This is a genomic window from Roseateles flavus, from assembly GCF_039872765.1.
Lineage (GTDB): Bacteria > Pseudomonadota > Gammaproteobacteria > Burkholderiales > Burkholderiaceae_C > Roseateles_B > Roseateles_B flavus.
This window is the reverse complement of record NZ_JBDPZC010000001.1, coordinates 1,111,530-1,135,300: the sequence shown is the minus strand read 5'-3', so window position 1 is coordinate 1,135,300 and position 23,771 is coordinate 1,111,530. Positions and strand designations below refer to the sequence as shown.

The window sequence follows — 23,771 nt, the reverse complement described above, 5'->3', positions numbered from 1 at the left end:
GCCGAGCAGGGCCCGCGCGCCGCGGCATGCTTCGCAGGGAAGGAGCTTCCAAGCCATGAAGAATCGCAAAGGCATCATCCTCGCTGGCGGGTCCGGCACCCGGCTGCACCCGGCCACGCTGGCCATGAGCAAGCAGCTGCTGCCGGTCTATGACAAGCCCATGGTCTACTACCCGCTCAGCACCCTGATGCTGGCGGGCATGCGGGACATCCTGCTGATCAGCACCCCCCAGGACCTCCCCCGCTTCGAGGCCCTGCTGGGCGACGGCTCGCGCTGGGGCCTGAACCTGCAGTACTGCGTGCAGCCCAGCCCCGACGGCCTGGCCCAGGCCTTTCTGCTGGGCAAGTCCTTCATCGACGGCGCGCCCTCGGCCCTGGTGCTGGGGGACAACATCTTCTACGGCCATGACTTCCAGGGCCTGCTGGGCGAGGCCTCGAACCGCAAGCAGGGCGCCACCGTCTTCGCCTACCACGTGACCGACCCGGAGCGCTATGGCGTGGTCGAGTTCGACGCGCAGCGCCAGGCCCTGTCCATCGAGGAAAAGCCGCGCCAGCCCAAGAGCAATTACGCGGTCACGGGCCTGTACTTCTACGACGAGCAGGTCTGCGACATCGCGGCCGGCATCCGCCCCAGCGCGCGCGGCGAGCTCGAGATCACCGACGTCAACGCCCAGTACCTGCGCCAGGACCAGCTGCACGTCGAGATCATGGGCCGCGGCTACGCCTGGCTGGACACCGGCACGCATGACAGCCTGCTGGACGCCAGCCAGTTCATCGCGACCCTGGAGAAGCGCCAGGGTCTCAAGGTCGCCTGTCCCGAGGAGGTGGCCTTGCGCAACGGTTGGATCGATGCCGGGCAGCTGGAGCGGCTGGCCCAGCCCATGGTGAAGAACGGCTACGGGCAGTACCTGCTGCGCCTGCTGAAAGAGAAGAGCTATTGATGAAAGTGACCCCCACCCGCCTCCCTGAGGTGCTGTTGATCGAGCCCCGTGTCTTCGGCGACGCGCGCGGCTTCTTCACGGAGAGCTGGAACCAGCAAGCCTTCGACCAGGCCGTCGGCAGCGAAGTCCGTTTCGTGCAGGACAACCACTCCCGCTCCGGCCGCGGCGTGCTGCGCGGCATGCACTTCCAATTGCCGCCGCATGCCCAGGGCAAGCTGGTGCGCGTGGTCAGCGGCCGCGTCTTCGACGTGGCGGTGGACATGCGCCGCGACAGCCCCCGCTTCGGCCAATGGGAAGGCTACGAGCTGAGCGCGGACAACCACCGCCAGCTCTGGATCCCGCCCGGCTTCGCCCACGGCTTCCTGGTGCTCAGCGAGAGCGCCGACTTCCTCTACAAGACCACGAACTACTACGCCCCCCAGGCCGAGGGCGCGCTGGCCTGGAACGACCCGACGGTGGGCATCGAGTGGCCCCTGGAGGGCCTCACGCCCCAGCTGGCCGACAAGGACGCCCGGGCGCCCCGCCTGCAAGACGCGCCTTACTTCTGATGACACCTTGCCCGGGCGGCCCCTCGACTGCGGGGCCGGCGGGCCGCGCGGGCCGACAGCCCCCGGGGTGACACCTAGAATGCGGCCATCTCAAGATCAGGCCCGCTTCCCATGTCCAAACCCTGCATCCATCTTGTCGCCGGCGCGCGTCCCAACTTCATGAAGATCGCGCCCATCGTCCGTGCCCTGCAGGCGGACGGCCGGCTGGCCTGGAAGATCGTGCACACCGGCCAGCACTACGACCGGGACATGAACGATGTCTTCTTCGAGGAACTGGGCATCCCCCAGCCCGACGTGCGCCTGGGCTGCGGCGGAGGCAGCCATGCCGCCCAGACCGGCAAGATCATGCAGGCCTACGAGGACCTCGTGAACGCCGAGAAGCCCGCCGCCTGCCTGGTGGTGGGTGACGTCAACTCGACGCTGGCCTGCTCCGTCGTCGCCAAGAAGGCCTGCGTGCCCGTGGCCCATGTGGAGGCCGGCCTGCGCAGCGGGGACATGACCATGCCCGAGGAGATCAACCGTCTGGTGACGGACGCCATCTCCGACTGGTTCTTCGTCACCGAGCCCAGCGGCTACGAGCACCTCAAGCGCGAGGGCAAGGACCTGTCCATCGTCTACGACGTCGGCCATGTGATGGTCGACAACGTGCTGTTCCAGGCCGAAAAGCTCAAGACCATGGACACCTCGGGCCTGGAGACCGATGCCTACAAGAAGGCCCATCCGCGCTACGGCGTGGTGACCCTGCACCGCCCCTCCAACGTCGACAGCGCCGAGGCCCTGGAGCGCATCGCCACCGTGCTGCGAACCGTGTCCGAGGAGCTGCCCCTGATCTTCCCGGTGCACCCCCGCACCCGCGCCAACATCGAGAAATTCGGCGTGGACCTGGGCCGCAACGTGACGCTGATGGGCCCGCAGGCCTACATGTCCTTCCTGCACCTGTGGAAGGACGCCGTGGTCGTGCTGACCGACAGCGGCGGCCTGCAGGAAGAGACCACCGCGCTGGGCGTGCCCTGCATCACCATGCGCGAGAACACCGAGCGTCCGGTCACGGTCGACGAAGGCAGCAATGTGCTGGCCGGCACTGATCCCGCGAAGATCATCCCCCTGGCCCTGGACGCCATCCGCCACGGCGGCAAGCGCGGCCGCCGCCCGGCCCTGTGGGACGGCAAGGCCGCCGAGCGCATCGTGGCCATCCTGGCCGAGAAGCTGCTCTGAGCGAGCCACGCCAAAGACACAAGGGCCGCGCAGTGCGCGGCCCTTTTCATTGGTGCGCCCCGAGGAACCGGGGCCGCTGCGTGCTCAGACCTTGAAGTAGTCGCGGTACCAGGCCACGAAGTTGGCCACGCCCTGGGGCACCGGCATGGCGGGCTTGAAGCCGGTCCAGGCGGCGAGTTCCTCGACGTCCGCATGCGTGGCCGGCACATCGCCGTCCTGCAGCGGCATGAAGTTCTTCTGGGCCTCGCGGCCCACGGCCTGTTCGATGGCCTGGATGAAGTCCATCAGCTTCACGGGATCGTGGTTGCCGATGTTGAAGACGCGGTAAGGCGCGTCCGAGCGGGCCGGGTCGGCCGTCATCGGGTCGTAGCCCTCGTCCGCCGTGGCCGGGCGGTCCAGCACACGCACCACGCCTTCGGCGATGTCGTCGATGTAGGTGAAGTCGCGGACCATCTGACCGTGGTTGAACACGTCGATGGGCCGGCCTTCCAGGATGGCCTTGGTGAAGAGGAACAGCGCCATGTCCGGCCGGCCCCAGGGGCCGTAGACCGTGAAGAAGCGCAGGCCCGTGGTGGGCAGGCGGTAGAGGTGGCTGTAGGTGTGGGCCATCAGCTCGTTGGCCTTCTTGGTGGCCGCGTACAGGCTCACCGGGTGATCCACCCCATGGTGCTCCGAGAAGGGCATGCGCACATTGCCGCCGTACACGCTGGAGCTGGAGGCATAGGCCAGGTGCTGCACGCCGCTGTGGCGGCAGCCTTCCAGGATGTTCATGAAGCCGACGATGTTGCTGTCGATGTAAGCGTGCGGGTTCTGCAGCGAGTAGCGCACGCCGGCCTGCGCGGCCAGGTGCACGACGCGGTCGAACTTCTCCTCGGCGAAGAGGCGGGCCATGCCGTCCCGGTCCTCCACCGACATCTGGACGAAGCGGAAGCCCGGACGGCCCTGCAGGCGGGCCAGCCGGTCACGCTTGAGCTGCGGGTCGTAATAGTCGTTCAGGTTGTCCAGACCCAGGACTTCGTCGCCACGGGCGAGCAGGATCTGGCTGACATGCATGCCGATGAAGCCGGCAGCGCCGGTGACCAAGACTTTCATTTCCACTCCGATAGCAACCAGCCCCTGCCGGCCCCGACACCGGGGTCCGCGCAGGGACGAATGGTCCGCATTGTCTGCGAAAGGACCGGCGGATTTTGGCGGCACAATCCACCCAATCGTGGGTAAACGCCCGCCCCGCTGCCCCTCCATGCTCGACACCCCCCCATCCCCGTCCAGCATTGCGCCGCTGCAGGAGACGCAGCTGTTCGGTATCCGGCTCCATGCCGGCACCCGGCAGGCGGTGGTCGACCGCACCCTTGAGCTGGCCCGCTCCGGCCGGGGCGGCACCATCTGCGCGGCCAATGTCGACATGCTCACCCAGGCCAAACGGCGGCCCGCGCTGGCCCGGCTGATGCAGGAGGCCGACCTGGTCCTCACCGACGGCATGCCCCTGGTGTGGGCGTTGCGCCGCTTCGAGGGCCTGCAGCTGGAGCGCGTCACCGGGCCCGGCCTCACGGTGGACTTGTGCCGCGAGGCCGCGCATCAAGGGCTGGGCGTCTACCTCTTCGGTGGCTCACCCGAAGAGCTGGAGGCCATGGCGACCGCGCTCCAGACCCGCTTCCCGGCGCTGCGCCTGGTGGGGCGGGAGTCCCCTCCCCTGCTGCCGCAGCAGCCTGCGCTCGACCCGGCACTTGTCGCCCGCATCAATGCCTCGGGTGCCGCCCTGGTCTTCGTGGGCCTGGGCTGCCCCAAGCAGGAGTTCTGGATGCAGGCCCACCGGCCTCATCTCCAGGCCGTGTGCCTGGGCGTGGGCTATGCCTTCGCCCTGATCGGCGGCCTGCAGAAGACCGCCCCGCAGTGGATGCAGCGCCGCGGGCTGGAGTGGCTGTTCAGGCTGGGGCAGGAGCCGCGGCGGCTGTGGCGGCGGTATCTGGTGGGAAACAGCCTGTTCCTCCTGTATTGCCTGAGGGCCAGCTGGCGCCCGCAGCGCCCGGGTGCCAGCAAGCCCAGGCCCGTCGACCCCGACTGAAGCAGGGCGCCACCAAGCTCCCGGCGTTCGCCCAGGACCTGTCAGCGGCCGCCGGAGGCCGGCGCGGAGGCGCGCAGGAGCTCGTCGGCTGCGGGGCACGCCGAGCCGCTCGCATGCAGGGCGTCCAGGGCCTCGAGCAGCGAGGAGGACTGCGCCGTGTTCATCTTTCGAGCGAACAGCTCGGAGCGTTCGAGCAGCAGTGCCAGCGCGGCGTGCTCAAAGACACGGACCCGGTCCGGGTACTCGAAGTAGACGAGGTTCAGGAAGTCGGTCAGCGTCCGTCCCTGCGCGCTTTCCGCGCAACGGCGCGTGGTGTTCGCGGCAAAGCCCGAATTGAAGACCAGCGTATGGAAGTAGACCTCGTCCGCAGGAAACACATGGCGGAACACGGCTTGCAGGGCGGGGTCGCCGCTGCGCTCCAGCAGGTGCCGGACGCAGGCATCGGTCAAGGCCCATTGCGCGCAGCCCCAGTGGAAGTCCCAGGACTCCGTGCCCACCGTGAAGCGCGGAGCCCTGATCCGGAGGTCCAGCACCCGGGTGAGCTTGTTCCAGATCTTCTTGAGCAGGCGGGGGCGGTCATAGAACAGCACGTACCGTGCCTTGGCATAGGCCTCAAGAGAGGTGGCGGTGCTGACGTTCCCGGCCCGGATGAACTCCGTGGCGGCATGCTGCTCGAAGAAGGCACGGATCTGGGCGTCGGGCTTGATGGGGTAGTCCGCCCCCTGCAGCAGCACGTAGCGCCTGAAGGGCCCGGCCTGGCGAGCCGCTTCCAGCAGCCGGCAGGTCGCCTTCACGGCGCTGAAGCCGCCCCACCAGACGGGCAGCGGATCCACCTGCCGCACGCCCGCGATGCCCTCCAGGGCCTGCCCGATGGCCACCCGCTCCGCAGACTTCGCATCCACATGCACGAACACCGCGCAGTCGGACCCCATGCCCGCCAGGCGCAGAGCCAGCCGGCGCACATGCGGGGCGTCCGTGTGGCAGAGGATCAGGAAGGCGATGTTCCTGTCCCGCGGAGCCTGCGCAGCTGGCAGGGGGTCAGGTCTTGCGCAAGAGGGGCTGCTCATGCCACGTCCAGGCTCTCGTAGATGCGGATCAGCGTCTCATAGTTGCGGCTGGCCGACCAGTGCAGCTCGTAGTGCCGCCGGGCCTGGCGCCCCATCTGGGCCAGCGCCCCGGCATGGGCCAGATGACGCTGGATGCAGGCCGCCAGCGCCTGGCCATCGCCAGGCTCGACCAGGTCACCGGTGGAGCCCGGCTCGACCAGCTCCGGCAAAGCCCCCAGACGGCTGGCAATGACGGGCAGGCCGCAGGCGAAAGCCTCGACGATGGTGCGCGGAAAGTTCTCGAACCAGATGCTGGGCACCAGCAGGAGCTGTGCAGCCGCCATCTGCGCCTGCACCGCGTCCGGCGCCTGCGGCCCGAGGTAGCGCAGGCGGGGATGGGCCTCGACGAGGGGCCGCAAGGGGCCGTCGCCCACGACCGTGACCAGCAGCCCGGGCGGCAGGGCCTGTGCCGCCTCGATCAGCGTGCGCACCCCCTTCTCTTCCGACAGCCGGCCGACGAAGAGCACGCCGGAGCGCTCAAGCTCCGGCGGCCTGGGCAGGTCGACGAAATTGGGCTTCAGCACGATGCGCTCTGCCGGCAGGCCGCCCTCGATGTACTTCTGGCGGGCAAATTCATTCAGGGCGATGTAGCGGCTCACCCTGCGCTGCCAGGTTCCCAGGGCGCGGTGCACGCCCAACATCGCGCTGACCACCGCGGTCTGCGCCCTGCTGCCTCGATAGCACCCGTGCACCACGGCCGGCCACGGCGAGCGCCCCACGCAGTCCTCGCAGACCCGCCCTTCGCGGAGCAGCATGGCCTGGGGACACAGCAGGCGGAAGTTGTGCAAGGTCATGACCACCGGAATGCGATGCCGGTGCGCGACCCAGAAGACGGCGGGCGAGACCAGGGGCAGGGTGTTGTGCACATGGATCACGTCGGGGCGGTCGCGCTGGATCAGCGAGGACAAGTCCTGCACCGTCCTGCGCGACCAGACGGCCTGCAGCGCCAGTCCAGCCGGCGACTGTCCCCGCACCTCGTCGTTGTGCCGGAAGTAGGTCTGGACCTCATGACCGTGCTGCCGCAGCAGGGCCAGCTCGCTCTCGACGACGGCGTCCTCGCCGCCACGCTGCTGGTAGGCGTTATGAACGAGCAGGACGCGCTGCAGAGAACCGGCACTGGACATCACGCGCGCCCCATCATGGCCCGGTCGATGGCGGCGCAGAATCCCGCCGCCGCACGCTGGAAGCTCCAGCCCCCCACGAGCTCCCGGCTGCGTCGCGAGCAGCGCGCCCAAAGGGCCGCGTCGGTGAGCAGCCGGGCACAGTGACTGGCCCACAGATCCGCGTCGAGCGGCAGGACGCAGCCGTTCTCGCCGTCGATGACCAGCTCATTCGCGGATCCCGCGGCTTCACCGATGAGTACCGGCAGTCCCGCCGCGCAGGCTTCGTTGGCCACCAGGCCCCAGGGCTCCCAGCTCGTCGGGAAGAGAAACAGGCGGGCCTGCCCGTAGTGCCGCGGCAGTTCCGCCTGCGGCCGGTAACCCAGGAAGCGGACCTCGACCCACTCGGCCAGCACGCCCGCCTGCCTTTGCAGCTCAGGCAGGAGCTCGCCCTCCCCCAGCACGTCCAGGCTCACCCGCCGCCCCAGCAGGCGGGCCGTGCGCTCGGCCACTTGCAGGGCGAAGACCGGGTTCTTGTGCGGGACGAGGCGTGACGAGTAGAGGAGATCCGTCGTTCTGTCGGACTCGTGGGCGAAGCGGGCGTTGTCCACGCAGAGCCCGGCGACAAAGCACTGGGACGGCGGCACGCCGAAAGCCTCGAAGATCTGCAGTGAGCCGCGGCTGGCGCCGATGCAGGCCGCCGAGCGGCGCAGCACCCAGCGGCGCAGCAGGCGGTGCAGCCAGGTCAGCGACGCCTCCTGCCGCAGCGTGCCGTCGGTCATCGCGACATGCCGCACCCGGTGCCAGCGCGCCCAGGCGAAGGCCAGCAGGTAGGTCGGCACATAGCCTGTCGTCACCAGGACATCCGGCCTGAGGCCGTCCAGCAGCGTCCAGATGCCGGCATCGGCGTGGAGGAAGCGCTTGTCCCAGGCCAGATACCTGCCCCCCAGGTAGTGCACGGCATAGGGTTGCTGCGACTCGTCCTGGGTCTTGTCGATGTAGGCCCCGGTGCAATAGACCAGGTGCAGCTCCATGCGGTGCTGGCGCAGGACCTCGGCATACATGGGTGAGCGGTAGGGCACGGGCGTGTTGGTGAGCACCACCACGCGCGGCGCGCGCTCCCCTGCCGGCTCGCTTGCCTGGGCTCGAGTCACTGGATCATCCATGGCGTCGACGGCGGAACAGCTGCAGGCACAACCTGGCGTAAGGCCACGCAAAGTAGAGCGGCCAGCTCCAGCCCATGTGGCGGCGAGTGAAGTGCAGCCAGGACCGCCAGGGCAGGCCCTTTCGCTGCATCATCAGCTGCCAGCGCCGACGCCAGGGCAGGCCTTCGTCACGGTAGCCACCCTGCGCGGGATTGTCCGAGCAGGTCCCCAGAAAGCCCGGCGCCAGCCAGACCGGCACACCCAGTCGGCGGGCACGCAAGGCGTAGTCGGTGTCGCCCATGGCGTGCTCGAACACGGGGTCCAGGTCGCCCACGCGTTCGGCCGCGGCCTTGTTGACCAGCACGATATTGCCATTCATGGAATCGCAGCGAAGCGGCTGCTCGCCGGGCTCCAGGCCGATGAAGCGCGTCTTCGCCCAGCCGGTGCTCTGCCTCTCTCCGCCATAGCTCCTGCGGCCGGTGAGGGCGTCCTGCGTCGCGCCGACGATGATCAGCGCCGCTTGCCCGCTGTCCGCCGCACGGAGCTGCGCCTCGCAGGACAGCAGCGCCTGCAGCGCGCCCGGCTTCAGCAGCACGTCGTCATTGAGCCAGAGCTGGAAGTCAGCCTCTCTGGCCCGCGGCTGCTGCTGGGCCAGATGCATGCCGCGGCACCAGTACAGGTCTCCCGGCGCACGGATGACCTGGATCCAGGGGTGAGCGCCCTCCACCGCCTCGGCCGTGCCGTCGGTGCTGCCGTCATCGACCAGCACGCCGCTCAGCGACAGGCCCATCGCACTCAGCGCCTGCCGGTTGACCGCCAGTGTCTCCAGGCAGGCCAGGGTCTGGGCGCGTCGGTTGTAGCAGGTCATCACGACGCAAATGAGCGCCCCCGTTGCAGGCCTGGCATTCATGGCGCCACCCAGGCCAGGCGCACCGGAACGCGCCCGATCCGGAGAGTACCCGCGGCCACCTCCTGAGGCGAGGGTCTGGCCTCGCCATCCAGGAGAGCCTGCACACTCTTCACCCGCGTGCCGGCCTTCACGCCAGCCTTTCTCAAGATGGTCTCGATGCTCATCGCTACCGCCTTCGGCCCATCGGACCAGACCCACAGGAAGGACTCCCCGCCTCGGCTGCCTCGGCAGGCCACGATGTCGGTGCCGAAGACGGCGAGGTCCTGGCAGGATCCTGGCTCGGTGCCGATCAGCCACTCCTGCGCGCCCACCAGTGCGCGCCAAAGAGGCCGCCCGCTTCGGTCCGCATTGAAGACGCCGCTGCGCTCGTTGTCCCAGGCGTAGTAGTAGAAGCGGTCCAGGCCGGCCGCCGCGCCGAAGATGAGCAATTGCGCAGCCCTGGCGGCGACCTCCTCCGTGCTGGCACTCGCCAGGCCGGAGGGGGGATCGCCCGGTCGCAGCAACTCCACCCCGGTCTCGGTATTCCAGAGCGGCAGCGTGCCGACGCCCTGACGCGCCATGATGGATCGCACCGCCTTGAGCTCGCGGGCCATGAAGCGCACGTTCTCGGCATAGAAGTGATAGCAGACCGCCTGCACGTATCGGCGACCACCGGCGGCCAAGAACAACTCCAGGCGGTCCGGCCCGTTCACGAAGCCCGGCGTGCAGAGCAGCGCGCTCGGGTTCAGCTCATCGAGGACCTCCCTCGCGATGCGCGCCATCTCGACCATGTGCTCGACGGACCCGGTATAGAAGCCCGGCCTGCCCCGGTCCCGGGCGATGTTCGAGAAGTTCGGCTCGTTCCACAGTTCGAAGGCTTTGATGCGACTGCCATAGCGCCGGGCCACTGCGCTCACGTAGTCCCGCCACCACTGCAGGTCCGCTGGCTCGGCGGCACAGCCATGGCCGTAGGGGCAAGGCTCAGCAGGACGGCGGGATGCCCAGGCGGGCGTCAGGGCCAGGGGATACAAGATGTCGGCCTGTCGCCTTTCAGCCGTGTCCACATAGACGTCCATGCGCCTGAAGTCCCAATGCCCCTGCACGGCGTTCAGGTCCAGCCAGGCCACGCCGGCGTCCCAGAAGCGGATGTGCCCGAAGGGCAGATTTGGCCATGGCGTGACGCCAGGTTCGCCGATCGGCGTGCCGGCCAGCCGGTGGATGTGGATGCCAAAGAAGTCCGGGCTGATGGCCGGCTTGACGTCCCCGGTGACGCCACGAAAGACATCGTCGCCCACGGCCGGCTGCGCACCCGACAGGGCCAGGGTGAGCAGCAGCGACAGCCGGCGCAGCATTGAACTAGCCCGCATGGCGAGCGCCCCTCCGGCCCGGCAGGGTCTGCCGCTCGGCAGCGCGGGCGCAGAGGATGCCGGCACCGATGACCAGGCCTTGCACATGGTGCACCCCGTAGGGAATCAGGTAGACGGCGATCATCAGGACGAAGACGAAAAGCATCCTGCACTCCGCTGCCAGCCGCGGATCGGCAGCCTCCTTGCGAAGGCCGGCAAGCAAGGTCCACAGCAGGGCGAGAAAACCTGAGATGCCAGCCAGTCCGGTGTTGAAGAGGGTTTGCACGTACATATTGTGTGCAAAGTAATCGACCTTTCTCATTTCGCCTTCGCTGCTGACGATGAAGCGGGTGTTGGGGGTCCCGAAGCTGTTGCCCAGCGCGAGGACCTGCGGCCCCCCTTGGGCCCATTTCGTCATCATCGCGGTCCAGCCCTGCAGCCGGTCAGAGGCGCTCCCCTGCGCAGACAGTGCACTGCTGGTCCGCGACTGAAGCTCGGAGGCCAGGCCGGCACTGCGTTCCGAAAGGAAGACCGGCGCGAGGATCAGCAGGAATACGCCGGCGAACAGGGCCAGGCGCTTCATGGCCGCACTGGCCTGCCCCCCGGCGATCAGGGGCCCCGTCGCACCGACCAGCACGGCCATCCAGACCGAGCGATGCTGCAGCAGCAAGACCATCGCCAGCAGCACCATCACCGAGACCCAGGGCCTCCTGGCGGGCGCGGTAAGCTCAGTGAAGAAGGTCAGGCCTATCAGTACGAGGCCCATCAGCAGGGCATCGTTGGACCAGACGACACGCATGGCCCCGTCGATGTTGTAGACCCCGCCCGGCGGCAACAGGCTGGGAATGGGGGTGTAGTAGACGATCCATCGGTAGAAGGTCAGCAGCACCAGGGCCAGCACCAGGCCGCCCAGCACCCTGCACAGGCGCGCGACCAGCTGCTCGTCGTACTCGAAGCTCAGCAGATAGGTCCCGACCAGCACGAAGTGCACATAGTCCCTGGCCTGGACGCCCGCCGTCGTGCCGAAGCTCAGCAAGCCCGTGCCCAGGCTGACGAACACGGCGGCCGAGAACACCCACCAGCCCCAGGCGCCCCGGCACCGGTGCGACTGCTGGAGCAGGCGCAGGGCCGCCACCGGCGCCAGGACCAGGCTCATCAGGTCCCCGGGAAAAAGGGCGAGCCCCAGGTGCAGGACCGGCGCATTCCCCGTGACCGTCTGCAACAGCGAGGTGGCAGCGACCAGCCACATGCCCGCCAGCACACTGGCATGGCAGGCGAGCAGCAACAGGACCAGCAGCACGGCCAGTCCCGCCGATACGAGCAAGGGCAACGCCAGCAGCAAATAGACCACCCACTCCATCAACACTCCTTGGCAGCAGCGCGTGGCCGCCTGCCGTCAGTTCTCGATCGCATGCCTGGCTTTCATCCTGGCGTCATTCCCATTCAAGCGCCGCGCGATTCACGCTCGCCTTTCCGTGCGGCATGGTAGACCTGCCCGTAGGAGCTGATCACAGCATCCAGACCGAAGCGCTCCCGCACGGTCCGGCGCAACTGCATGGAAAGCGCTGCGTAGCGCTCGGGCACCAGGACCTCCAACGCGGCGCTGGCAATGGCGCCGGGGTCCCTCACATCGCACAGGCAGGCGTCCTCGCCCACGACCCAGGGCACGGCACCGCTGTGCCGGCCGGCCACCACGGGGAGCCCCAGGGCCATCGCTTCCGCCAGGACCATGCCGAAGGTTTCCTCCAGTGCAGGATGGATCAGCAGGTCGCAGGCGGCCAGGCGCTCCAGCAGCTCCGCATGGCCCAGCGGGCCATGGAAGCTCATGGCAGGCAGGCAGTCGGCCAGGTCCCGTCTCGAACGGCACCAAGCCGCAGCCTCGCCATCCGCCTCGAAACCGCGTCCGAACAGATGCAGGCGGGCCTGTGGCCTGCTGGTCCAGAGCCTCGCAAAGGCCAGCAGGGCTTTCTTCGGATTCTTGCGCCGGTCAAAGCCGTTGCTCACCAAGGCAATGCGCAGCTCCTGTCCCAGCTGGCGGTCCCGGCCCAGCACGAGTGAACGGCCGTCCACGGGGTTGGGAATGACCTGCAGAGGCCGCGGGCTCATGCCCTCCAGTGCCGCCGCAAGGTAGGGCGACACCGCCGTGACCCAGCGCGCCCGCCGGAGCACCTGCCAGGCCATGAGCACCCGCAGTCCTCGGTAAAGGCTGATGGTGGGCTTCGCCAGGACATTCATCCGGGCGACCAGGAGCGGCGAATCATGGCAAGTCACGACCGTGGGAATGCCCGTGTCCAGGGCAGCCCAGGCGAACTCATAGGCCCAGTGCGCGTGAATCACGGCAGGCGCGGCCTGACGCATCGCCTCGACCAGGGCTCGTCGCTCGTGGCGGTACAGGTCGAGGATGCGCCCCGGCCGCCCTTCGCAGGGCCGCCAGGCATGCCGACGCAGGGGGCAGAAGTGCAGCGCCAGGCCCGGATGCAGGCGAGACGCGACCTTGACGGCTCCGGCGGCGAACGACAGGTCGTTGCTGAGCGTGAACACGCTCACGCGATGCCCCCGGGCCAGCAGGCCCTCGATGAGCGTCACCAGCAGCGGCGCGCCCTCGTAGCCCCGGGGCAGCGCCTGCGGCTCCATGCCCATGAGTGCCGCGATGTCCTGCCCGGCGACGGGCCCGCAGACGCCGACATGCAAAGGGCTCATCCGGCCTCCCTCCCTGAAGCGGCCGGAATGACGCCGTAGCGGATGAGATCGGTCTCTGCCCTGCCCTTGAGCTGCCAGGCCAGGTCCAGTGCTTGCGCGGTCACCTGCCCGTCGTCAGCGATGGCGAAGCAGCGCCGGGGCAGGCGGCCCACGCCCTGGCAGGCCTGCAAGGCGCGGAAGGTGCCACCGGGCTCGGCCTCCTGCCCGGGCTCGTGGCCCCAGATCGACAGAAAGCCTTCCGGGTGCTCATGCAGATTGGGCCCGTACCAGAGGTAGGGCGCCCGAGAGAGAAAGGCCGCCCAGACGCTGTAGGAAGAGATGGAGCAGACCAGCAGATCCGCCTCGGCCAGGGCCAGGAGGTCGGAGCAGTCCGAGTCGGGCAGGTCCCCGGAGAACACGCAGGGCAGTCCGCGGCTGAGGTCCTGCAGTTGCTCCGGCCTGGCGTCGGAGACGATGAGGAACTGCACGGCGCCCTCAAGCTGCTGATGGATGGACGCCGCCACGCGCCGGTACCAGGCCAGGGGCAGCGCCACGTTGAACTGCCCGCGGTAGGCCGCTGGGTCTCGGGCCGGCTCGAAGTCGCCCTGGCGCACGTGCAGGCCGACCGTCAGCCGGCCGGGGTCCAGGCGCTCGCGCAGCCTGAGCAGATTGCCGGCGGCGAAACGGCTCTGGTAGAGGAGGCTGGCCATGTGCCCGCGCGCGGCCTCGATGTGCTGCATGCCGCCCCACATCCCGCCCGTGCTCAGCACGAAGGCCTTGCGGGTCATCAGCGACTGTTCCCTGGCAAAGCCGCGCAAGGCGCTGACCACATCGCCGCCGCCGTGCCTGAGGTAGTCCGATTCCGTGAACGCCACGACCGGCAATGCCGCCTTGAGTGCGCGATGGCCCAGCCAATCCAGGCGCGAGCTGCCGAAGTGCCGCCAGTAGCGGCGCCTGTTGAGCCCGAAGGCCGGGGCCAGCGCGCGCGCGCCCAGCAGCTGCGCGGCCAGGAAGGCGCGTGCCCAGGGGATCATCTCGTTGCCCAGGCCGGCCCCGCGGCCCGCCACCTCGGGCAGGCAGTATCTGAAATGACTCATGATTCCCGGGACTCCAGGCCGATGAAGGCGCACAGGCGGCGCGAGGCTGCCGATGCCGGGGCACCGGCCTGCATCGCCTCCATCAGTGCAGGGCCCAGCAGCAGCGCCGGCCATTGGCGCAGCATGGCCAGGGCCAGCACCAGGCTCAGCGCTGCCGACGCTCCCATCGCAGGCAGGGCCGTCATCCATGACCGCAGGCCCAGCGACAGCACAGCCGCCATCAGCACCAGCAGCAGGCCGCCGCGCAGGGCCTGCATCATGGCGCCGGTCTGCAGTTGCAGTCGCCGCCCCAGCAAGCGCTGGAACCACAGAGCGCGAAGCAGGTAGACGACCGGGACGAGCCAGACCACGTGCTTCAGGGGATAGGCCCTGAAGCACAGGAAGCCCGCGAAGAGCAGCAGCCCGCCGGCGAGCTGTACCGTCAGGTCCTGCCGGACTGCGTCCAGGGCCCACAGCAGCGGGCCGCTGACCGCCATGAGCACGAAGAAGGGAAGGCCTGCGCAGAAGGCGGCGAACAGGGGCTCCGTCCCCTGCCACCGGGTGCCGTACAGCAGGTGCACGAGGGTATCCGCGTGACAGGCCATCAGGGCAAAGGCCGGCCAGCTGAGCAGGGCCAGGAGGTTCACGGTCGCCAGGTACGAGCGCCCCAGGCGCTGGAGGTCGTCCTGGACGCGGGAGGCCGCGGCGAAGGCCACGTTCTGCAGCGAGCCCACGAGGAAGGCCGCAGGCGACCTCGACAGCGTGAACGCCGCGCTGTACTGCCCCAGGGCGGCCGCGCCCCACAGCCGGTTGACCAGGACCCGGTCCAGGTTCTCGAGCGCCCAGTTCGCCACCGAGGTGCCCACCACCTGCAGGCCGAAGCGCCGGAGGGCCGGATCACCGGCCAGCCGTGGCCGCAGCGTGTGCCGGACCACGGCATAGCTGCCCACCATATTGACCAGGCTGTGCAGCCCGAAGGCGATGACCAGGGTCCAGGCGCCGGCGCCCCACCAGGCCAGCGGCAGGCCGACCAGGGCATAGGCGAAGACATAGCCGCCCAGGTAGATCAGCTGCGCGCGCTTGGCATCGAGATCGCGTCGCATCAGGGACACCGGGATGTTGGACAGGGCCTGCACCGGGATCAATGCACCGGCAGCGACCAGCAGCGGGGCCAGTGCGCCGGAGCCCAGCCAGCGGGCCAGCCAGGGCGCGCTCAGCATCACCCCCAGGCCTGCCGTCCCGGACAGCAGCAGCACCCAGCCCAGGGCATGGGAGACGTCCGCCTCGCTCAGGACCGGCTTCTGGATCAGCGCGGCCCCGAAGCCCCCCTCGGCCAGCATCCACCCCAGGGCCAGGACGATGAAGGCGGCCGCCGCCTGGCCGAAGGCCTCCGGGCCCAGCAGGCGCGCCAGCAGCAGCTGCACCAGCAGGGTGGCCAGCGCGCGCAGGGCTGCACCGCCATAGCTCCACCAGAGCGCCCTGGCCGCACGGCGGCCCAGCTCGCCCTCCTGCATCGGTGCTGGCTTCAATGGGTCCGCCCCAGGTCCAGCGCCTGCCGGTCTTGAGGGCGGCACCAGACCATCGAGGCGCGGTCGGTCACGCCGCTCTTGCACAGGCTCATCGGGCCGGCCTGCCCAGGTAGTCCTGATAGGCACTGGCGATGCCCTGGGCCAGCCCGGTGCGGGCCCGCCAGCCCAGCCGCGAGATCCGGCTCACGTCCAGCAGCTTTCTCGGGGTCCCATCCGGCTTGCTGGTGTCGAACACCAGCTCGCCCTCGAAGCCCACCACCGCGGCCACGGTCTGCGCCAGCTCGCGGATGCTGAGGTCCTGGCCGCAGCCAACGTTGAGCAAGGGGCCGTCGTAGCCCGTCTCCATCAGCAGCACGCAGGCCTCGGCCAGGTCGTCGACGTGGAGGAACTCGCGCCGGGGTGTGCCACTCCCCCAGACCGTTATCGACACATCCCCGCGCTGCTTCGCCTCATGGGCCTTGCGGATCAGGGCGGGCAGCACGTGGCTGGTCTGCAGGTCGTAGTTGTCGCCCGGGCCGTAGAGGTTGGTGGGCATCACGCTGATGTACTGGCGGCCGTGCTGGCGGCTGTAGCTCTCGGCCAGCTTGACGCCCGCGATCTTGGCGATGGCGTAGGGCTCGTTGGTGGGCTCCAGCGGGCCGCTCAGCAGGGCCTCCTCGCGGATGGGCTGGGGGCAGTCGCGCGGGTAGATGCAGCTGGAGCCCAGGAACAACAGGCGCTGCACGCCGGCCCGGTGGGCGCCGTGGATCAGGTTCAGCTCGATCTGCAGGTTCTGGAAGAGGAAGTCGGCGCGCTCGGTGTCATTGGCCAGGATGCCGCCCACCTTGGCCGCGGCGATGAAGACGTAGTCCGGCCGGTGCTCGACCAGATAGCGGTACACCGCCGCCTGGTCCAGCAGGTCGAGCTCGGCGCGGCTGCGGGTGAGGATCTGCGTGTAGCCCCGCGCCTGCAGGCGCCGCACCAGGGCCGAACCCACCATGCCGCGGTGGCCGGTGACGAAGATGCGTGCGTCGCTGGGCATGCTGTTCACGGGCGGCTCCGGCTGGGGATCATTCATGGGCATCGTAAGCCGGATAGCCCGCGCTCTTGACCAGCTCGTCGCGCTGGGCGGCGCTGTAGTCGGCGGCCATCATCTCGCGCACCAGGTCCGCCAGCGAGGTGGTGGCCTGCCAGCCCAGCTGCTCGCGGGCCTTGGAGGCGTCGCCCAGCAGGGTCTCCACCTCCGTCGGCCGGAAGTAGCGTGGGTCCACGCGCACGATCACCTCGCCCACCTGGCAGCGTGACTGCGTGCCGCTGACGGCCACCACGCGTGCCACCTCGTCCACGCCTTGCCCCTCGAAAGCCAGGGTCAGGCCCAGCTCCGCCGCGGCCAGCGCGATGAACTCGCGCACGCTGTGCTGCTGCCCGGTGGCGATGACGTAGTCGTCCCCCCGGGGCTGCTGCAGCATGCGCCACATGGCCTCCACATAGTCGCGGGCATGGCCCCAGTCGCGCTGGGCGGAGAGATTGCCCAGGTAGACGCAGTCCTGCAGGCCCAGCGCGATTCGCGCCAGGGCGCGGGTGATCTTGCGGGTCACGAAGGTCTCGCCCCGCACCGGGCTCTCATGGTTGAAGAGGATGCCGTTGCTGGCGTGCAGCCCGTAGGCCTCGCGGTAGTTGACGGTGATCCAGTAGGCGTAGAGCTTGGCCACCGCATAAGGGCTGCGCGGGTAGAAGGGCGTGCTCTCGCGCTGCGGCGTCTCCTGCACCAGGCCGTAGAGCTCGGAGGTGGAGGCCTGGTAGAAGCGGGTCTTCTTCTCCAGGCCCAGCATGCGGATGGCCTCGAGCAGTCGCAGGGTGCCCAGGCCGTCGGCATTGGCCGTGTACTCGGGCATCTCGAAGCTCACCGCGACATGGCTCATGGCGGCGAGGTTGTAGATCTCGTCCGGCTGCACCTGCTGGATGATGCGGATGAGGTTGCTGCTGTCGGTCAGGTCGCCGTAGTGCAGGACGAAGCGCTGGTTGTCGACGTGCGGGTCCTGGTAGAGGTGGTCGATACGGTCGGTGTTGAAGGACGAGGCCCGGCGCTTGATGCCATGCACCTCGTAGCCCTTGCCCAGCAGCAGCTCGGCCAGATAGGCCCCGTCCTGGCCCGTGACGCCGGTGATCAGCGCTTTCTTCATGCTCATGCGTGCATCCCCACAGCTGCGTTCAGGAAGGTTCAACCATGGCCGCGGCCCAGCAGGCGCAGCCGGGCGGCGGGGCTCAGCGCCCGTGCCCATTCGCGGATGAAGGCGGCCTGCAGCGCAAAGCCCTCCGCATTGTCGGTGTTCAGGGAGGACACGCGCACCAGCACGCCGTCCGGGATCAGGCCCTGCAGGCCGTAGCGCAGCGCCACCCAGCGGTGCGGGTAGCCAAAGGCCGTCAGCGTGTCGCCCACCACCACCCAGTAGCTGATGGGCTCGTGGCGCCGGCCCTGGCTGGCCACCAGGCGCTTGAGCGGCAGCGGGCCGTCGTCCAGGGCCACGGTGGCGTCGACGACGTCCTGCTCGAGCCGGAAGCCCTGGGCCGGGTAGCAGATCTCGGGGCGATGGACCAGCATGCCCTTGTGCTGGTTGCGGCCGTAGGCCAGGCTCAGCATGACCAGCTGACGGGCGGCGTTGCGGAAGCTCAGGGCCAGCACTTCGTCGTAGGTGTCGGCGAGGACCTGCTGCTGCTGCGGATTGGGCAGCAGGGGGGCGACGCTGGGGTCGCGGGTCCATGATCCGAAGTGATCGGGCATCAGCCCGGCCAGGGGCAGCCGCGCCTGTTCGTCGGCCAGGAAGCGTTGCGGCCGCAGGCGCTCGGCCAGCAGGCCGGTGCCGCCCATGGCGGCGGCCAGCAGCAGGGCGCGGCGTGCAGCCCTCATGACCAGCCCCGCCAGCGCGCCAGGCGGCCCAGCAGGCCGTCCACCGCCATGATCAGCAGCAGGGCGGCCAGCATCAGCAGCAGGCCCGCGAAGCCGTGGATGAAGCCCTGCCCGGCCGCGTCACCGAAGTGATAGGTCACCAGCACCAGCACCAGCACGCGCAGCACGTTGGCGGCGAAGGAGATGGGCACGACCAGCAGGGCCAGCGCCGTGTTGCGCCACACCGCCGTGTGCTGCATGACGTTCATGTACAGCAGGCCCAGGGCCTCGAGGGTGAAGAGCGAGTTGAGGCCGGCGCAGGCATCGGCCACCATCAGCTGGTAGGGCCCGACGGTCAGTACCACACCGGACTGGCCGACCGGATAGCCCGCCCAGTACAGCAGCTGGCTCGCCACGCCGGAGACGGCGATCTTCAGCGGCGTGGTCAGCGCTGCGGTCCAGTCGCCCGGCCAGGGAATCATGAAGAGCAGGAAGAAGAGCGGGAAGGCGGCCAGGCGCAGGCCGCGCCAGCCCAGGAAGAGCAGCACCAGGCCGGCCAGCACCAGGGGCTGTGCGCCGATCTCCAGGGTCCAGATCGACTGCGAGCGCCCCAGCAGATAGACCGCCAGGCCCAGCGCCAGGGGCGGCAGGCCCCAGGCCGTGCCCTGCGCCTCGCGCAGGGACAGCAGGCGGCGGGCCAGCAGCCACAGGCCCACGGCGAGGATCATGGGGCCATGGCCCTGTTCGTCGCTGGTCCACAGGCCGTGGAAGAGGTCCCAGTAGCTGCGCCCGAACAGCAGCACCCAGCCCAGCAGCAGCCAGGCCAGCAGCGGGCGCAGGGGCCGCGGCAGCTGCGCGAGGACCTGCCAGGCGCTGCGGGGGGCGGCCTCAGCCGGACTCACCTGGCCCGGCCCTTCAGTGCTCGTTGAAGATGACGCCCAGGATCTCTGCCGGGCTGTGCGAGAAGCTGCCCACCAGGTCCTGAAGGGCCGCCATGCGCGATTGATGGCGGCGGGCCAGCACGACGGCGGCGCCGGCACGGGCGGCGATCACGAAGCTGTCCGAACCCAGGCTGGCCGCAGGGGTGTCAATCAGCACATGGTCGAAGCGGCCCAGGAGGTCACGCAGCAGCAGGCCGAAGGCCGGCCGCTCGACCAGCTCCAGCGGATTGGGCGGCGGCGTGCCCACTGGCAGCACGAACAGGCTGGGCACGCCCTCGACTTGGCGGATCACGCCCTGGCCCGCGCGCCCCGAGAGCACATCGGCCAGACCCTCGCAGCGGCCCTGCCCCTCCAGGAGGAAGAGCTGATGCTGGCGGGGATGGCGCATGTCGGCATCGATCAGCAGGGTGCGCCCCCCCAGCTGGGCCAGGGCCACCGCCAGGTTGGCGCAGAAGAAGCTCTTGCCATCGCCCGGCTCCGGGCTCACCACCGCCAGGGCGCGCGGCTCGCGCCCCTGCTGCTGCAGGCGCATCAGCAGCTGGCTGCGGGCAGCGCGGAAGGCCTCGGCCTGAGCGCCGAAAGGCTGGCTGAGGCTGACCAGCTCCGGACTCAGGGCCGGCCCGGTGTTCGATGCGACCGGGTACTGGAACTGCTGGGCCAGGGCGAAGAGCACGTCGTCGGTGCTGGCAAAGCCCAGCTGCACGGCGGCATCACCGAAGCGCAGGCCGTGCTGGCGCTGATAGGCCAGCACCTGCTCGACCTGCTCGGCGCTGAGGTTGCGCGTCTGGCTGATCAGGGCGCCGATGGACGGCTCGCGCGCCAGGCCCTGTGCCTGGGCGTTCGGGATGTCGTTCATGCGGAGGCCTTGTTCGAGACCACGGGACGGGGCCTGCGCCAGCGCAGGCGGTGCCAGGCGGAGGAGCCGCGGCCAGCATCGGCGCCGGGGATGGTCGCAAGCACCGGCAGGTCCGCGATCATGGCCAGGTCCTGGACGCTGCGCAGGCGGCGGTCCAGCAGCTCATGGGCCAGGGCGGCGAGCAGCCCCATGAAAGTGCCCAGGAAGACGCCCATGAGCAAGTTCAGGTAGGTCTTGGGCGAGGACGGCGTCAGCGGCGGCTCGGCCTGGGTCAGGATATTGACGTTGGACAGCGTGGTCTGGCTTTCCAGGCTGGTCTGGGTCAGCCGGGTCTGGATCGCGTCGTAGGCACGCTGGGCGTTCTCGACGTCGCGCAGCAGCACCGAGCCTTCGTCGCGCAGCGCCTTCATGCGCAGCAGCTTGCCGCGCTGGGCCTCCAGCGAGGCGCGCACATCGGCCTCCCGGGCGCGGTTGATGGAGGCGGCCACGCCCACGCCGCCGGTCACGCGCCGGACCTCGGCGTCCACCCGAGCCTTGAGCTCGGCGATATTGGCGCGGGCCTCGACGACCTGCGGGTGGTTCTCACCGTAGCGTGCGTTGAGCTCCTGCAGCTTGCCCTCGGCCCGGCTGAGGTCCGACTTCAGGGACCCGATCACGGGGTTGACCAGCACTTCCTGGATGCGGTCACCCGAGGTGGCCGCCTGGTTCTGCCGGCTGCTGGACTCGGCGCTGATCGCCTGCAGCGTCACCAGCTGGGTGGAGAGCTCGTTGAGGCGCGCGTTCTCGACGTCCAGACGCTCGTCGGTGGCGATGATGCCGTTGTCCTTCTGGAAGGCCGAGAGCTTGGCCTGGGCCTCTTCCAGGCGTTCACGGGCCTCCTTGGCCCGGGAGTCGAAGAAGCTGCGGTACTGGCGGGCCGGGTCGACCTTGAGGTCCAGCGTCACCTCGATATAGGCCTGCACGAAGGCATTGGCCATATTGGCCGCGAAGCGTGGATCCGGCGACTTGTAGGACACCTCGATGATGCTGGACTGCAGCGAGGGCTTCACTTCCAGGCCGGGCCGCAGGGAGTCGGCCATCCAGGCGTCGATCTTGCCTTCGCCCCGGGTTGCCTTGAGCCAGCGGGCCCGCACTTCGGGATCGTCTGCCAGCTTGGCGTTGCGCACCACGCGCTGGGCGACGCGATCGCTGCGGATCACATCGACCTGGGTCGCGATGTAGGCCGGCGTGATCGAGCTCTGCATCAGCATCGCCGAGACCGGGTCCGGCTTGACATCAGCCACCACCGACGCCGTGGCCGTGTACTTGCTGGTCGTGGCCAGGGTCACGACCAGCACCCCCAGCACCACCGTCGCGAAGACGGCGAGCGCCGTGCGCCAGCGGGCGAGGAGGATGGGGATCAGCTGGGTCAGGTTCACCGGCGCCCCTCAGAACAGGCTTTCGCGCACATAGACCACATCGCCTTCCTTCATGGCCTCGTCCATCTCAGGGCGCAGGACCTGGACCTTGCCGTCGGCGCCGCGGCGATGCACGGCGATGCCCTTCTGGGTGCCGCGCTGCGTGGTGCCGCCGCCAGCGGCCAGCAGCTGCATGAGCGTCATGCCACGCTCCAGGCGCATGGAGCCGGGGCGGTTGACCTCGCCGTAGATATAGACCATGGGGGCACGGTCCACCCACAGGACGTCACCGTTCTGGACCATCACGTCCTGCTCGCGGCCCTGGGCGGCGAAGAGGCTGGGGAGGTCGATCTCCACGCGGTAGGGCTTGCCCTGGCGGCGGCCGCTCAGGACGACGAGGTCCGAGCCCGCCAGCGTCACGCCGCCGGCCGCGGCCAGCAGGTCCGACAGCCGGGTGTCCCCCATCTCCAGCGGATAGCGCCCGGGCCGGTTGACCATGCCCAGCACGCTGGCCTGGTTGCCACGCACCTGCAGCACCACGATGGTCACCGAAGGCTGCTTGACGAAGTTGCCGTTGCGCAGGCCATCGGCAATGAGCTGCTCGGCCTGGCCCAGGCTCAGGCCGCCCAGCCGCACGCTGCCCAGCAGGGGGTAGGACAGCGAGCCGCTCTCGGAGACGCGCGTCTCCAGGGTCAGGTCCGGGTTCTGGTAGACGCTGATGCGGATGACGTCGCCGGCGGCCAGCCGGTATTCGGTCGCGGGGGCCAGGGCCGGCGCGGCGGGCGCACTGGCGGCGCTCGCCCCGGTGGCGGGCGCCTGTGCATGGGCGCCTGCCCCCGTCAGCAGGCCGAGGGTCAGGCAGCAGGCCAGCAGCGCGGCCCGCATCACTTCTGCCCCTGGTTCTTGGCAGCGTCGCTGGCCGGGGCCGCGGGCGCCGCGGCGGATGCGGCCGACGCAGCCTGCACGACGGCCGCCGCCGCAGACGCCGCCGGCGCCGGCTTGCTCGCAAACTTGCCCAGGTACTCGATCTTGCCCGTCTCGCGCAGGCCCTTGAGGTCCTTCTGGATGGCCTCGGCCTTGCGCTGGTTGATGAGGAAAGCCTCGACCGCCGGCCGTGCCGTGACTTCATCGACCGGGTTCAGCCGCGAGGTGGCCAGGTGCAGCAGCTGCAGGCCATTGGGCGTCACCTGCACGGCGGTATCCCCGTCCTTCATGCGGGCGATGGTCTCCAGGCTGTTGAGCGGCAGCTGCTCGGCCGGACGCACGGCCTCGTTGACGTTGAAGCGGATGCCGGCACCGCGCAGGTAGTCCGCGAACTCGGAGAGGTTGCGCGAGCCCTGCAGGCGCTGGCGCAGGCCCTCGAACTGGTCGGGCGCGGCCTCGATGCTCATTTCCTGCAGGCTGTAGACGCGGCGTTCCTTGAAGAGGGCCGGCTTTTCGTCGTAGAACTTCGCGATCTCGTCGGCGCTGGGCTTGCTGACGGACTCGCCGATGCGCTCGGCATAGGCGCGCGCCAGGATCTCGCGCTTGGCGGCCTCGACCTGCTGCACCACGCGCGGGTCGCGGTCCAGCTTGAGGTCCTGGGCCTTCTGCACGGACAGCTCCTGGTCGATCAGGCGCTCCAGCAGCTGGCGGGACAGGGCGTCCGCCTGCTTCTCGCTGAGGCCGGGCTGGCGCTGCAGCAGCTGGTTGATCTGGTGGACAGTGATCTCTTCCTTGTTGACCTTGGCGGCCGTCTGCGTGGCCTCGCCCTTGCCGCCGCCGCAGGCGCTCAGCAGGGAAGCCGTGGCGGCCAAAGCGGCCACAGCGGCCCAGCCGGCCGCTGTGCCCAGGGTTCGGCCCCTGCCATTGCCGCTGCCCGCCGGCGTCAAGCCGAGGAAAGAGACCCGCTGCATCGTCGTCTTCATAGCGCTCCAAACCTTGCTGCACCCTTGCCTGCGCTGCCGGCAGGACGGCCGGACGGACGCGCAGCGCCAGCCCGCACCGCGGACCGGCCTGTACCGGGGGGAGTGTAACGAGGCTCAGTGGGGCCGCAGGGGCATTCAAGCCCTGCAAAAGGCGGCAAGGTCCGCGCTT

22 protein-coding genes are annotated in these 23,771 nt (G+C 69.4%); 4 read left to right on the top strand and 18 right to left on the bottom strand.

What is annotated here, in order from left to right:
- Positions 1 to 55 precede the first annotated feature (55 nt).
- The 3 genes from rfbA (at position 56) to wecB (ending at position 2,703) form a co-directional block, all read left to right on the top strand.
- On the top strand, positions 56 to 940 hold the full coding sequence (gene rfbA / locus ABDJ40_RS05085; protein WP_347606883.1) for a glucose-1-phosphate thymidylyltransferase RfbA: 885 nt from the start codon (positions 56 to 58) through the stop codon (positions 938 to 940).
- Positions 940 to 1,488 (top strand): dTDP-4-dehydrorhamnose 3,5-epimerase, encoded by a 549-nt coding sequence (rfbC, locus tag ABDJ40_RS05080; RefSeq protein ID WP_269631533.1) that lies wholly within the window; start codon positions 940 to 942, stop codon positions 1,486 to 1,488. Before rfbA ends, rfbC begins: the two co-directional genes overlap by 1 nt.
- A gap of 111 nt (positions 1,489 to 1,599) precedes the next feature.
- Positions 1,600 to 2,703 (top strand): non-hydrolyzing UDP-N-acetylglucosamine 2-epimerase, encoded by a 1,104-nt coding sequence (wecB, locus tag ABDJ40_RS05075; RefSeq protein ID WP_347606879.1) that lies wholly within the window; start codon positions 1,600 to 1,602, stop codon positions 2,701 to 2,703.
- An 84-nt stretch (positions 2,704 to 2,787) separates the two neighbouring features.
- On the opposite strand, the gene ABDJ40_RS05070 is transcribed toward wecB, so the two are convergent.
- Positions 2,788 to 3,795, bottom strand: a complete 1,008-nt coding sequence (locus ABDJ40_RS05070; protein ID WP_347606876.1) for an NAD-dependent epimerase — start codon at positions 3,793 to 3,795, stop codon at positions 2,788 to 2,790.
- A gap of 148 nt (positions 3,796 to 3,943) precedes the next feature.
- Between ABDJ40_RS05070 and ABDJ40_RS05065 the strand changes: the two genes are divergently transcribed.
- Positions 3,944 to 4,765 carry a WecB/TagA/CpsF family glycosyltransferase gene (locus tag ABDJ40_RS05065; protein WP_347606873.1) on the top strand — a complete coding sequence of 274 codons (822 nt, stop codon included), beginning with the start codon at positions 3,944 to 3,946 and terminating at the stop codon, positions 4,763 to 4,765.
- Between the two features lie 41 nt (positions 4,766 to 4,806).
- On the opposite strand, the gene ABDJ40_RS05060 is transcribed toward ABDJ40_RS05065, so the two are convergent.
- From ABDJ40_RS05060 to ABDJ40_RS04980, 17 genes are all read right to left on the bottom strand, one after another.
- Positions 4,807 to 5,832 (bottom strand): beta-1,6-N-acetylglucosaminyltransferase, encoded by a 1,026-nt coding sequence (locus tag ABDJ40_RS05060; protein WP_347606870.1) that lies wholly within the window; start codon positions 5,830 to 5,832, stop codon positions 4,807 to 4,809.
- The gene (locus ABDJ40_RS05055; RefSeq protein WP_347606867.1) at positions 5,829 to 6,995 is read right to left on the bottom strand and encodes a glycosyltransferase; all 1,167 of its coding nucleotides are present in this window, start codon (positions 6,993 to 6,995) and stop codon (positions 5,829 to 5,831) included. The genes ABDJ40_RS05060 and ABDJ40_RS05055 overlap by 4 nt, the downstream gene beginning before the upstream one ends.
- Positions 6,995 to 8,125, bottom strand: a complete 1,131-nt coding sequence (locus ABDJ40_RS05050; RefSeq protein ID WP_347606864.1) for a glycosyltransferase family 4 protein — start codon at positions 8,123 to 8,125, stop codon at positions 6,995 to 6,997. Before ABDJ40_RS05050 ends, ABDJ40_RS05055 begins: the two co-directional genes overlap by 1 nt.
- Positions 8,126 to 8,129: 4 nt before the next feature.
- Entirely contained in the window at positions 8,130 to 8,984 is an 855-nt protein-coding gene (locus tag ABDJ40_RS05045; RefSeq protein WP_347606861.1) for a glycosyltransferase family 2 protein, read from the bottom strand.
- A gap of 38 nt (positions 8,985 to 9,022) precedes the next feature.
- On the bottom strand, positions 9,023 to 10,372 hold the full coding sequence (locus ABDJ40_RS05040) for a glycoside hydrolase 5 family protein (RefSeq protein ID WP_347606858.1): 1,350 nt from the start codon (positions 10,370 to 10,372) through the stop codon (positions 9,023 to 9,025).
- The gene (locus ABDJ40_RS05035) at positions 10,362 to 11,711 is read right to left on the bottom strand and encodes a hypothetical protein (RefSeq protein ID WP_347606855.1); all 1,350 of its coding nucleotides are present in this window, start codon (positions 11,709 to 11,711) and stop codon (positions 10,362 to 10,364) included. The genes ABDJ40_RS05040 and ABDJ40_RS05035 overlap by 11 nt, the downstream gene beginning before the upstream one ends.
- Before the next feature lie 83 nt (positions 11,712 to 11,794).
- A complete protein-coding gene (locus tag ABDJ40_RS05030) occupies positions 11,795 to 13,051 on the bottom strand; it encodes a glycosyltransferase family 4 protein (RefSeq protein WP_347606852.1) in 1,257 nt (418 codons plus the stop codon).
- Entirely contained in the window at positions 13,048 to 14,127 is a 1,080-nt protein-coding gene (locus tag ABDJ40_RS05025) for a hypothetical protein (protein WP_347606849.1), read from the bottom strand. Before ABDJ40_RS05025 ends, ABDJ40_RS05030 begins: the two co-directional genes overlap by 4 nt.
- Positions 14,124 to 15,635: an oligosaccharide flippase family protein gene (locus tag ABDJ40_RS05020; protein ID WP_347606846.1), complete on the bottom strand. Its 1,512-nt coding sequence runs from the start codon at positions 15,633 to 15,635 to the stop codon at positions 14,124 to 14,126. Before ABDJ40_RS05020 ends, ABDJ40_RS05025 begins: the two co-directional genes overlap by 4 nt.
- Before the next feature lie 88 nt (positions 15,636 to 15,723).
- Positions 15,724 to 16,692 carry a GDP-L-fucose synthase family protein gene (locus tag ABDJ40_RS05015; protein ID WP_430765595.1) on the bottom strand — a complete coding sequence of 323 codons (969 nt, stop codon included), beginning with the start codon at positions 16,690 to 16,692 and terminating at the stop codon, positions 15,724 to 15,726.
- On the bottom strand, positions 16,685 to 17,803 hold the full coding sequence (gene gmd / locus ABDJ40_RS05010) for a GDP-mannose 4,6-dehydratase (RefSeq protein WP_347606843.1): 1,119 nt from the start codon (positions 17,801 to 17,803) through the stop codon (positions 16,685 to 16,687). Before gmd ends, ABDJ40_RS05015 begins: the two co-directional genes overlap by 8 nt.
- A gap of 32 nt (positions 17,804 to 17,835) precedes the next feature.
- On the bottom strand, positions 17,836 to 18,522 hold the full coding sequence (gene epsI, locus ABDJ40_RS05005) for an exosortase-associated protein EpsI, B-type (RefSeq protein ID WP_347606840.1): 687 nt from the start codon (positions 18,520 to 18,522) through the stop codon (positions 17,836 to 17,838).
- Positions 18,519 to 19,403 carry an exosortase B gene (gene xrtB, locus ABDJ40_RS05000; RefSeq protein WP_347606837.1) on the bottom strand — a complete coding sequence of 295 codons (885 nt, stop codon included), beginning with the start codon at positions 19,401 to 19,403 and terminating at the stop codon, positions 18,519 to 18,521. The genes epsI and xrtB overlap by 4 nt, the downstream gene beginning before the upstream one ends.
- A gap of 13 nt (positions 19,404 to 19,416) precedes the next feature.
- On the bottom strand, positions 19,417 to 20,298 hold the full coding sequence (locus ABDJ40_RS04995; RefSeq protein WP_347606834.1) for a polysaccharide biosynthesis tyrosine autokinase: 882 nt from the start codon (positions 20,296 to 20,298) through the stop codon (positions 19,417 to 19,419).
- Positions 20,295 to 21,716: a chain length determinant protein EpsF gene (epsF, locus tag ABDJ40_RS04990; protein WP_347606831.1), complete on the bottom strand. Its 1,422-nt coding sequence runs from the start codon at positions 21,714 to 21,716 to the stop codon at positions 20,295 to 20,297. Before epsF ends, ABDJ40_RS04995 begins: the two co-directional genes overlap by 4 nt.
- A gap of 9 nt (positions 21,717 to 21,725) precedes the next feature.
- Positions 21,726 to 22,580 (bottom strand): polysaccharide export protein EpsE, encoded by an 855-nt coding sequence (gene epsE, locus ABDJ40_RS04985; RefSeq protein ID WP_347606828.1) that lies wholly within the window; start codon positions 22,578 to 22,580, stop codon positions 21,726 to 21,728.
- Complete coding sequence (locus ABDJ40_RS04980; RefSeq protein WP_347606825.1) at positions 22,580 to 23,602, bottom strand: EpsD family peptidyl-prolyl cis-trans isomerase; 1,023 nt, start codon at positions 23,600 to 23,602, stop codon at positions 22,580 to 22,582. Before ABDJ40_RS04980 ends, epsE begins: the two co-directional genes overlap by 1 nt.
- Between the last annotated feature and the right edge of the window lie 169 nt (positions 23,603 to 23,771).

What these genes read in the sequence shown, in the direction of transcription:
- rfbA (WP_347606883.1), top strand. Translation starts at nt 56, where the DNA reads ATGAAGAATCGCAAAGGCATCATCCTCGCTGGCGGGTCCGGCACCCGG.
- rfbC (WP_269631533.1), top strand. Translation starts at nt 940, where the DNA reads ATGAAAGTGACCCCCACCCGCCTCCCTGAGGTGCTGTTGATCGAGCCC.
- wecB (WP_347606879.1), top strand. Translation starts at nt 1,600, where the DNA reads ATGTCCAAACCCTGCATCCATCTTGTCGCCGGCGCGCGTCCCAACTTC.
- ABDJ40_RS05070 (WP_347606876.1), bottom strand. Translation starts at nt 3,795, where the DNA reads ATGAAAGTCTTGGTCACCGGCGCTGCCGGCTTCATCGGCATGCATGTC.
- ABDJ40_RS05065 (WP_347606873.1), top strand. Translation starts at nt 3,944, where the DNA reads ATGCTCGACACCCCCCCATCCCCGTCCAGCATTGCGCCGCTGCAGGAG.
- ABDJ40_RS05060 (WP_347606870.1), bottom strand. Translation starts at nt 5,832, where the DNA reads ATGAGCAGCCCCTCTTGCGCAAGACCTGACCCCCTGCCAGCTGCGCAG.
- ABDJ40_RS05055 (WP_347606867.1), bottom strand. Translation starts at nt 6,995, where the DNA reads ATGTCCAGTGCCGGTTCTCTGCAGCGCGTCCTGCTCGTTCATAACGCC.
- ABDJ40_RS05045 (WP_347606861.1), bottom strand. Translation starts at nt 8,984, where the DNA reads ATGACCTGCTACAACCGACGCGCCCAGACCCTGGCCTGCCTGGAGACA.
- ABDJ40_RS05040 (WP_347606858.1), bottom strand. Translation starts at nt 10,372, where the DNA reads ATGCGGGCTAGTTCAATGCTGCGCCGGCTGTCGCTGCTGCTCACCCTG.
- ABDJ40_RS05035 (WP_347606855.1), bottom strand. Translation starts at nt 11,711, where the DNA reads ATGGAGTGGGTGGTCTATTTGCTGCTGGCGTTGCCCTTGCTCGTATCG.
- ABDJ40_RS05030 (WP_347606852.1), bottom strand. Translation starts at nt 13,051, where the DNA reads ATGAGCCCTTTGCATGTCGGCGTCTGCGGGCCCGTCGCCGGGCAGGAC.
- ABDJ40_RS05025 (WP_347606849.1), bottom strand. Translation starts at nt 14,127, where the DNA reads ATGAGTCATTTCAGATACTGCCTGCCCGAGGTGGCGGGCCGCGGGGCC.
- ABDJ40_RS05015 (WP_430765595.1), bottom strand. Translation starts at nt 16,692, where the DNA reads ATGAATGATCCCCAGCCGGAGCCGCCCGTGAACAGCATGCCCAGCGAC.
- gmd (WP_347606843.1), bottom strand. Translation starts at nt 17,803, where the DNA reads ATGAGCATGAAGAAAGCGCTGATCACCGGCGTCACGGGCCAGGACGGG.
- epsI (WP_347606840.1), bottom strand. Translation starts at nt 18,522, where the DNA reads ATGAGGGCTGCACGCCGCGCCCTGCTGCTGGCCGCCGCCATGGGCGGC.
- ABDJ40_RS04995 (WP_347606834.1), bottom strand. Translation starts at nt 20,298, where the DNA reads ATGAACGACATCCCGAACGCCCAGGCACAGGGCCTGGCGCGCGAGCCG.
- epsE (WP_347606828.1), bottom strand. Translation starts at nt 22,580, where the DNA reads ATGCGGGCCGCGCTGCTGGCCTGCTGCCTGACCCTCGGCCTGCTGACG.
- ABDJ40_RS04980 (WP_347606825.1), bottom strand. Translation starts at nt 23,602, where the DNA reads ATGAAGACGACGATGCAGCGGGTCTCTTTCCTCGGCTTGACGCCGGCG.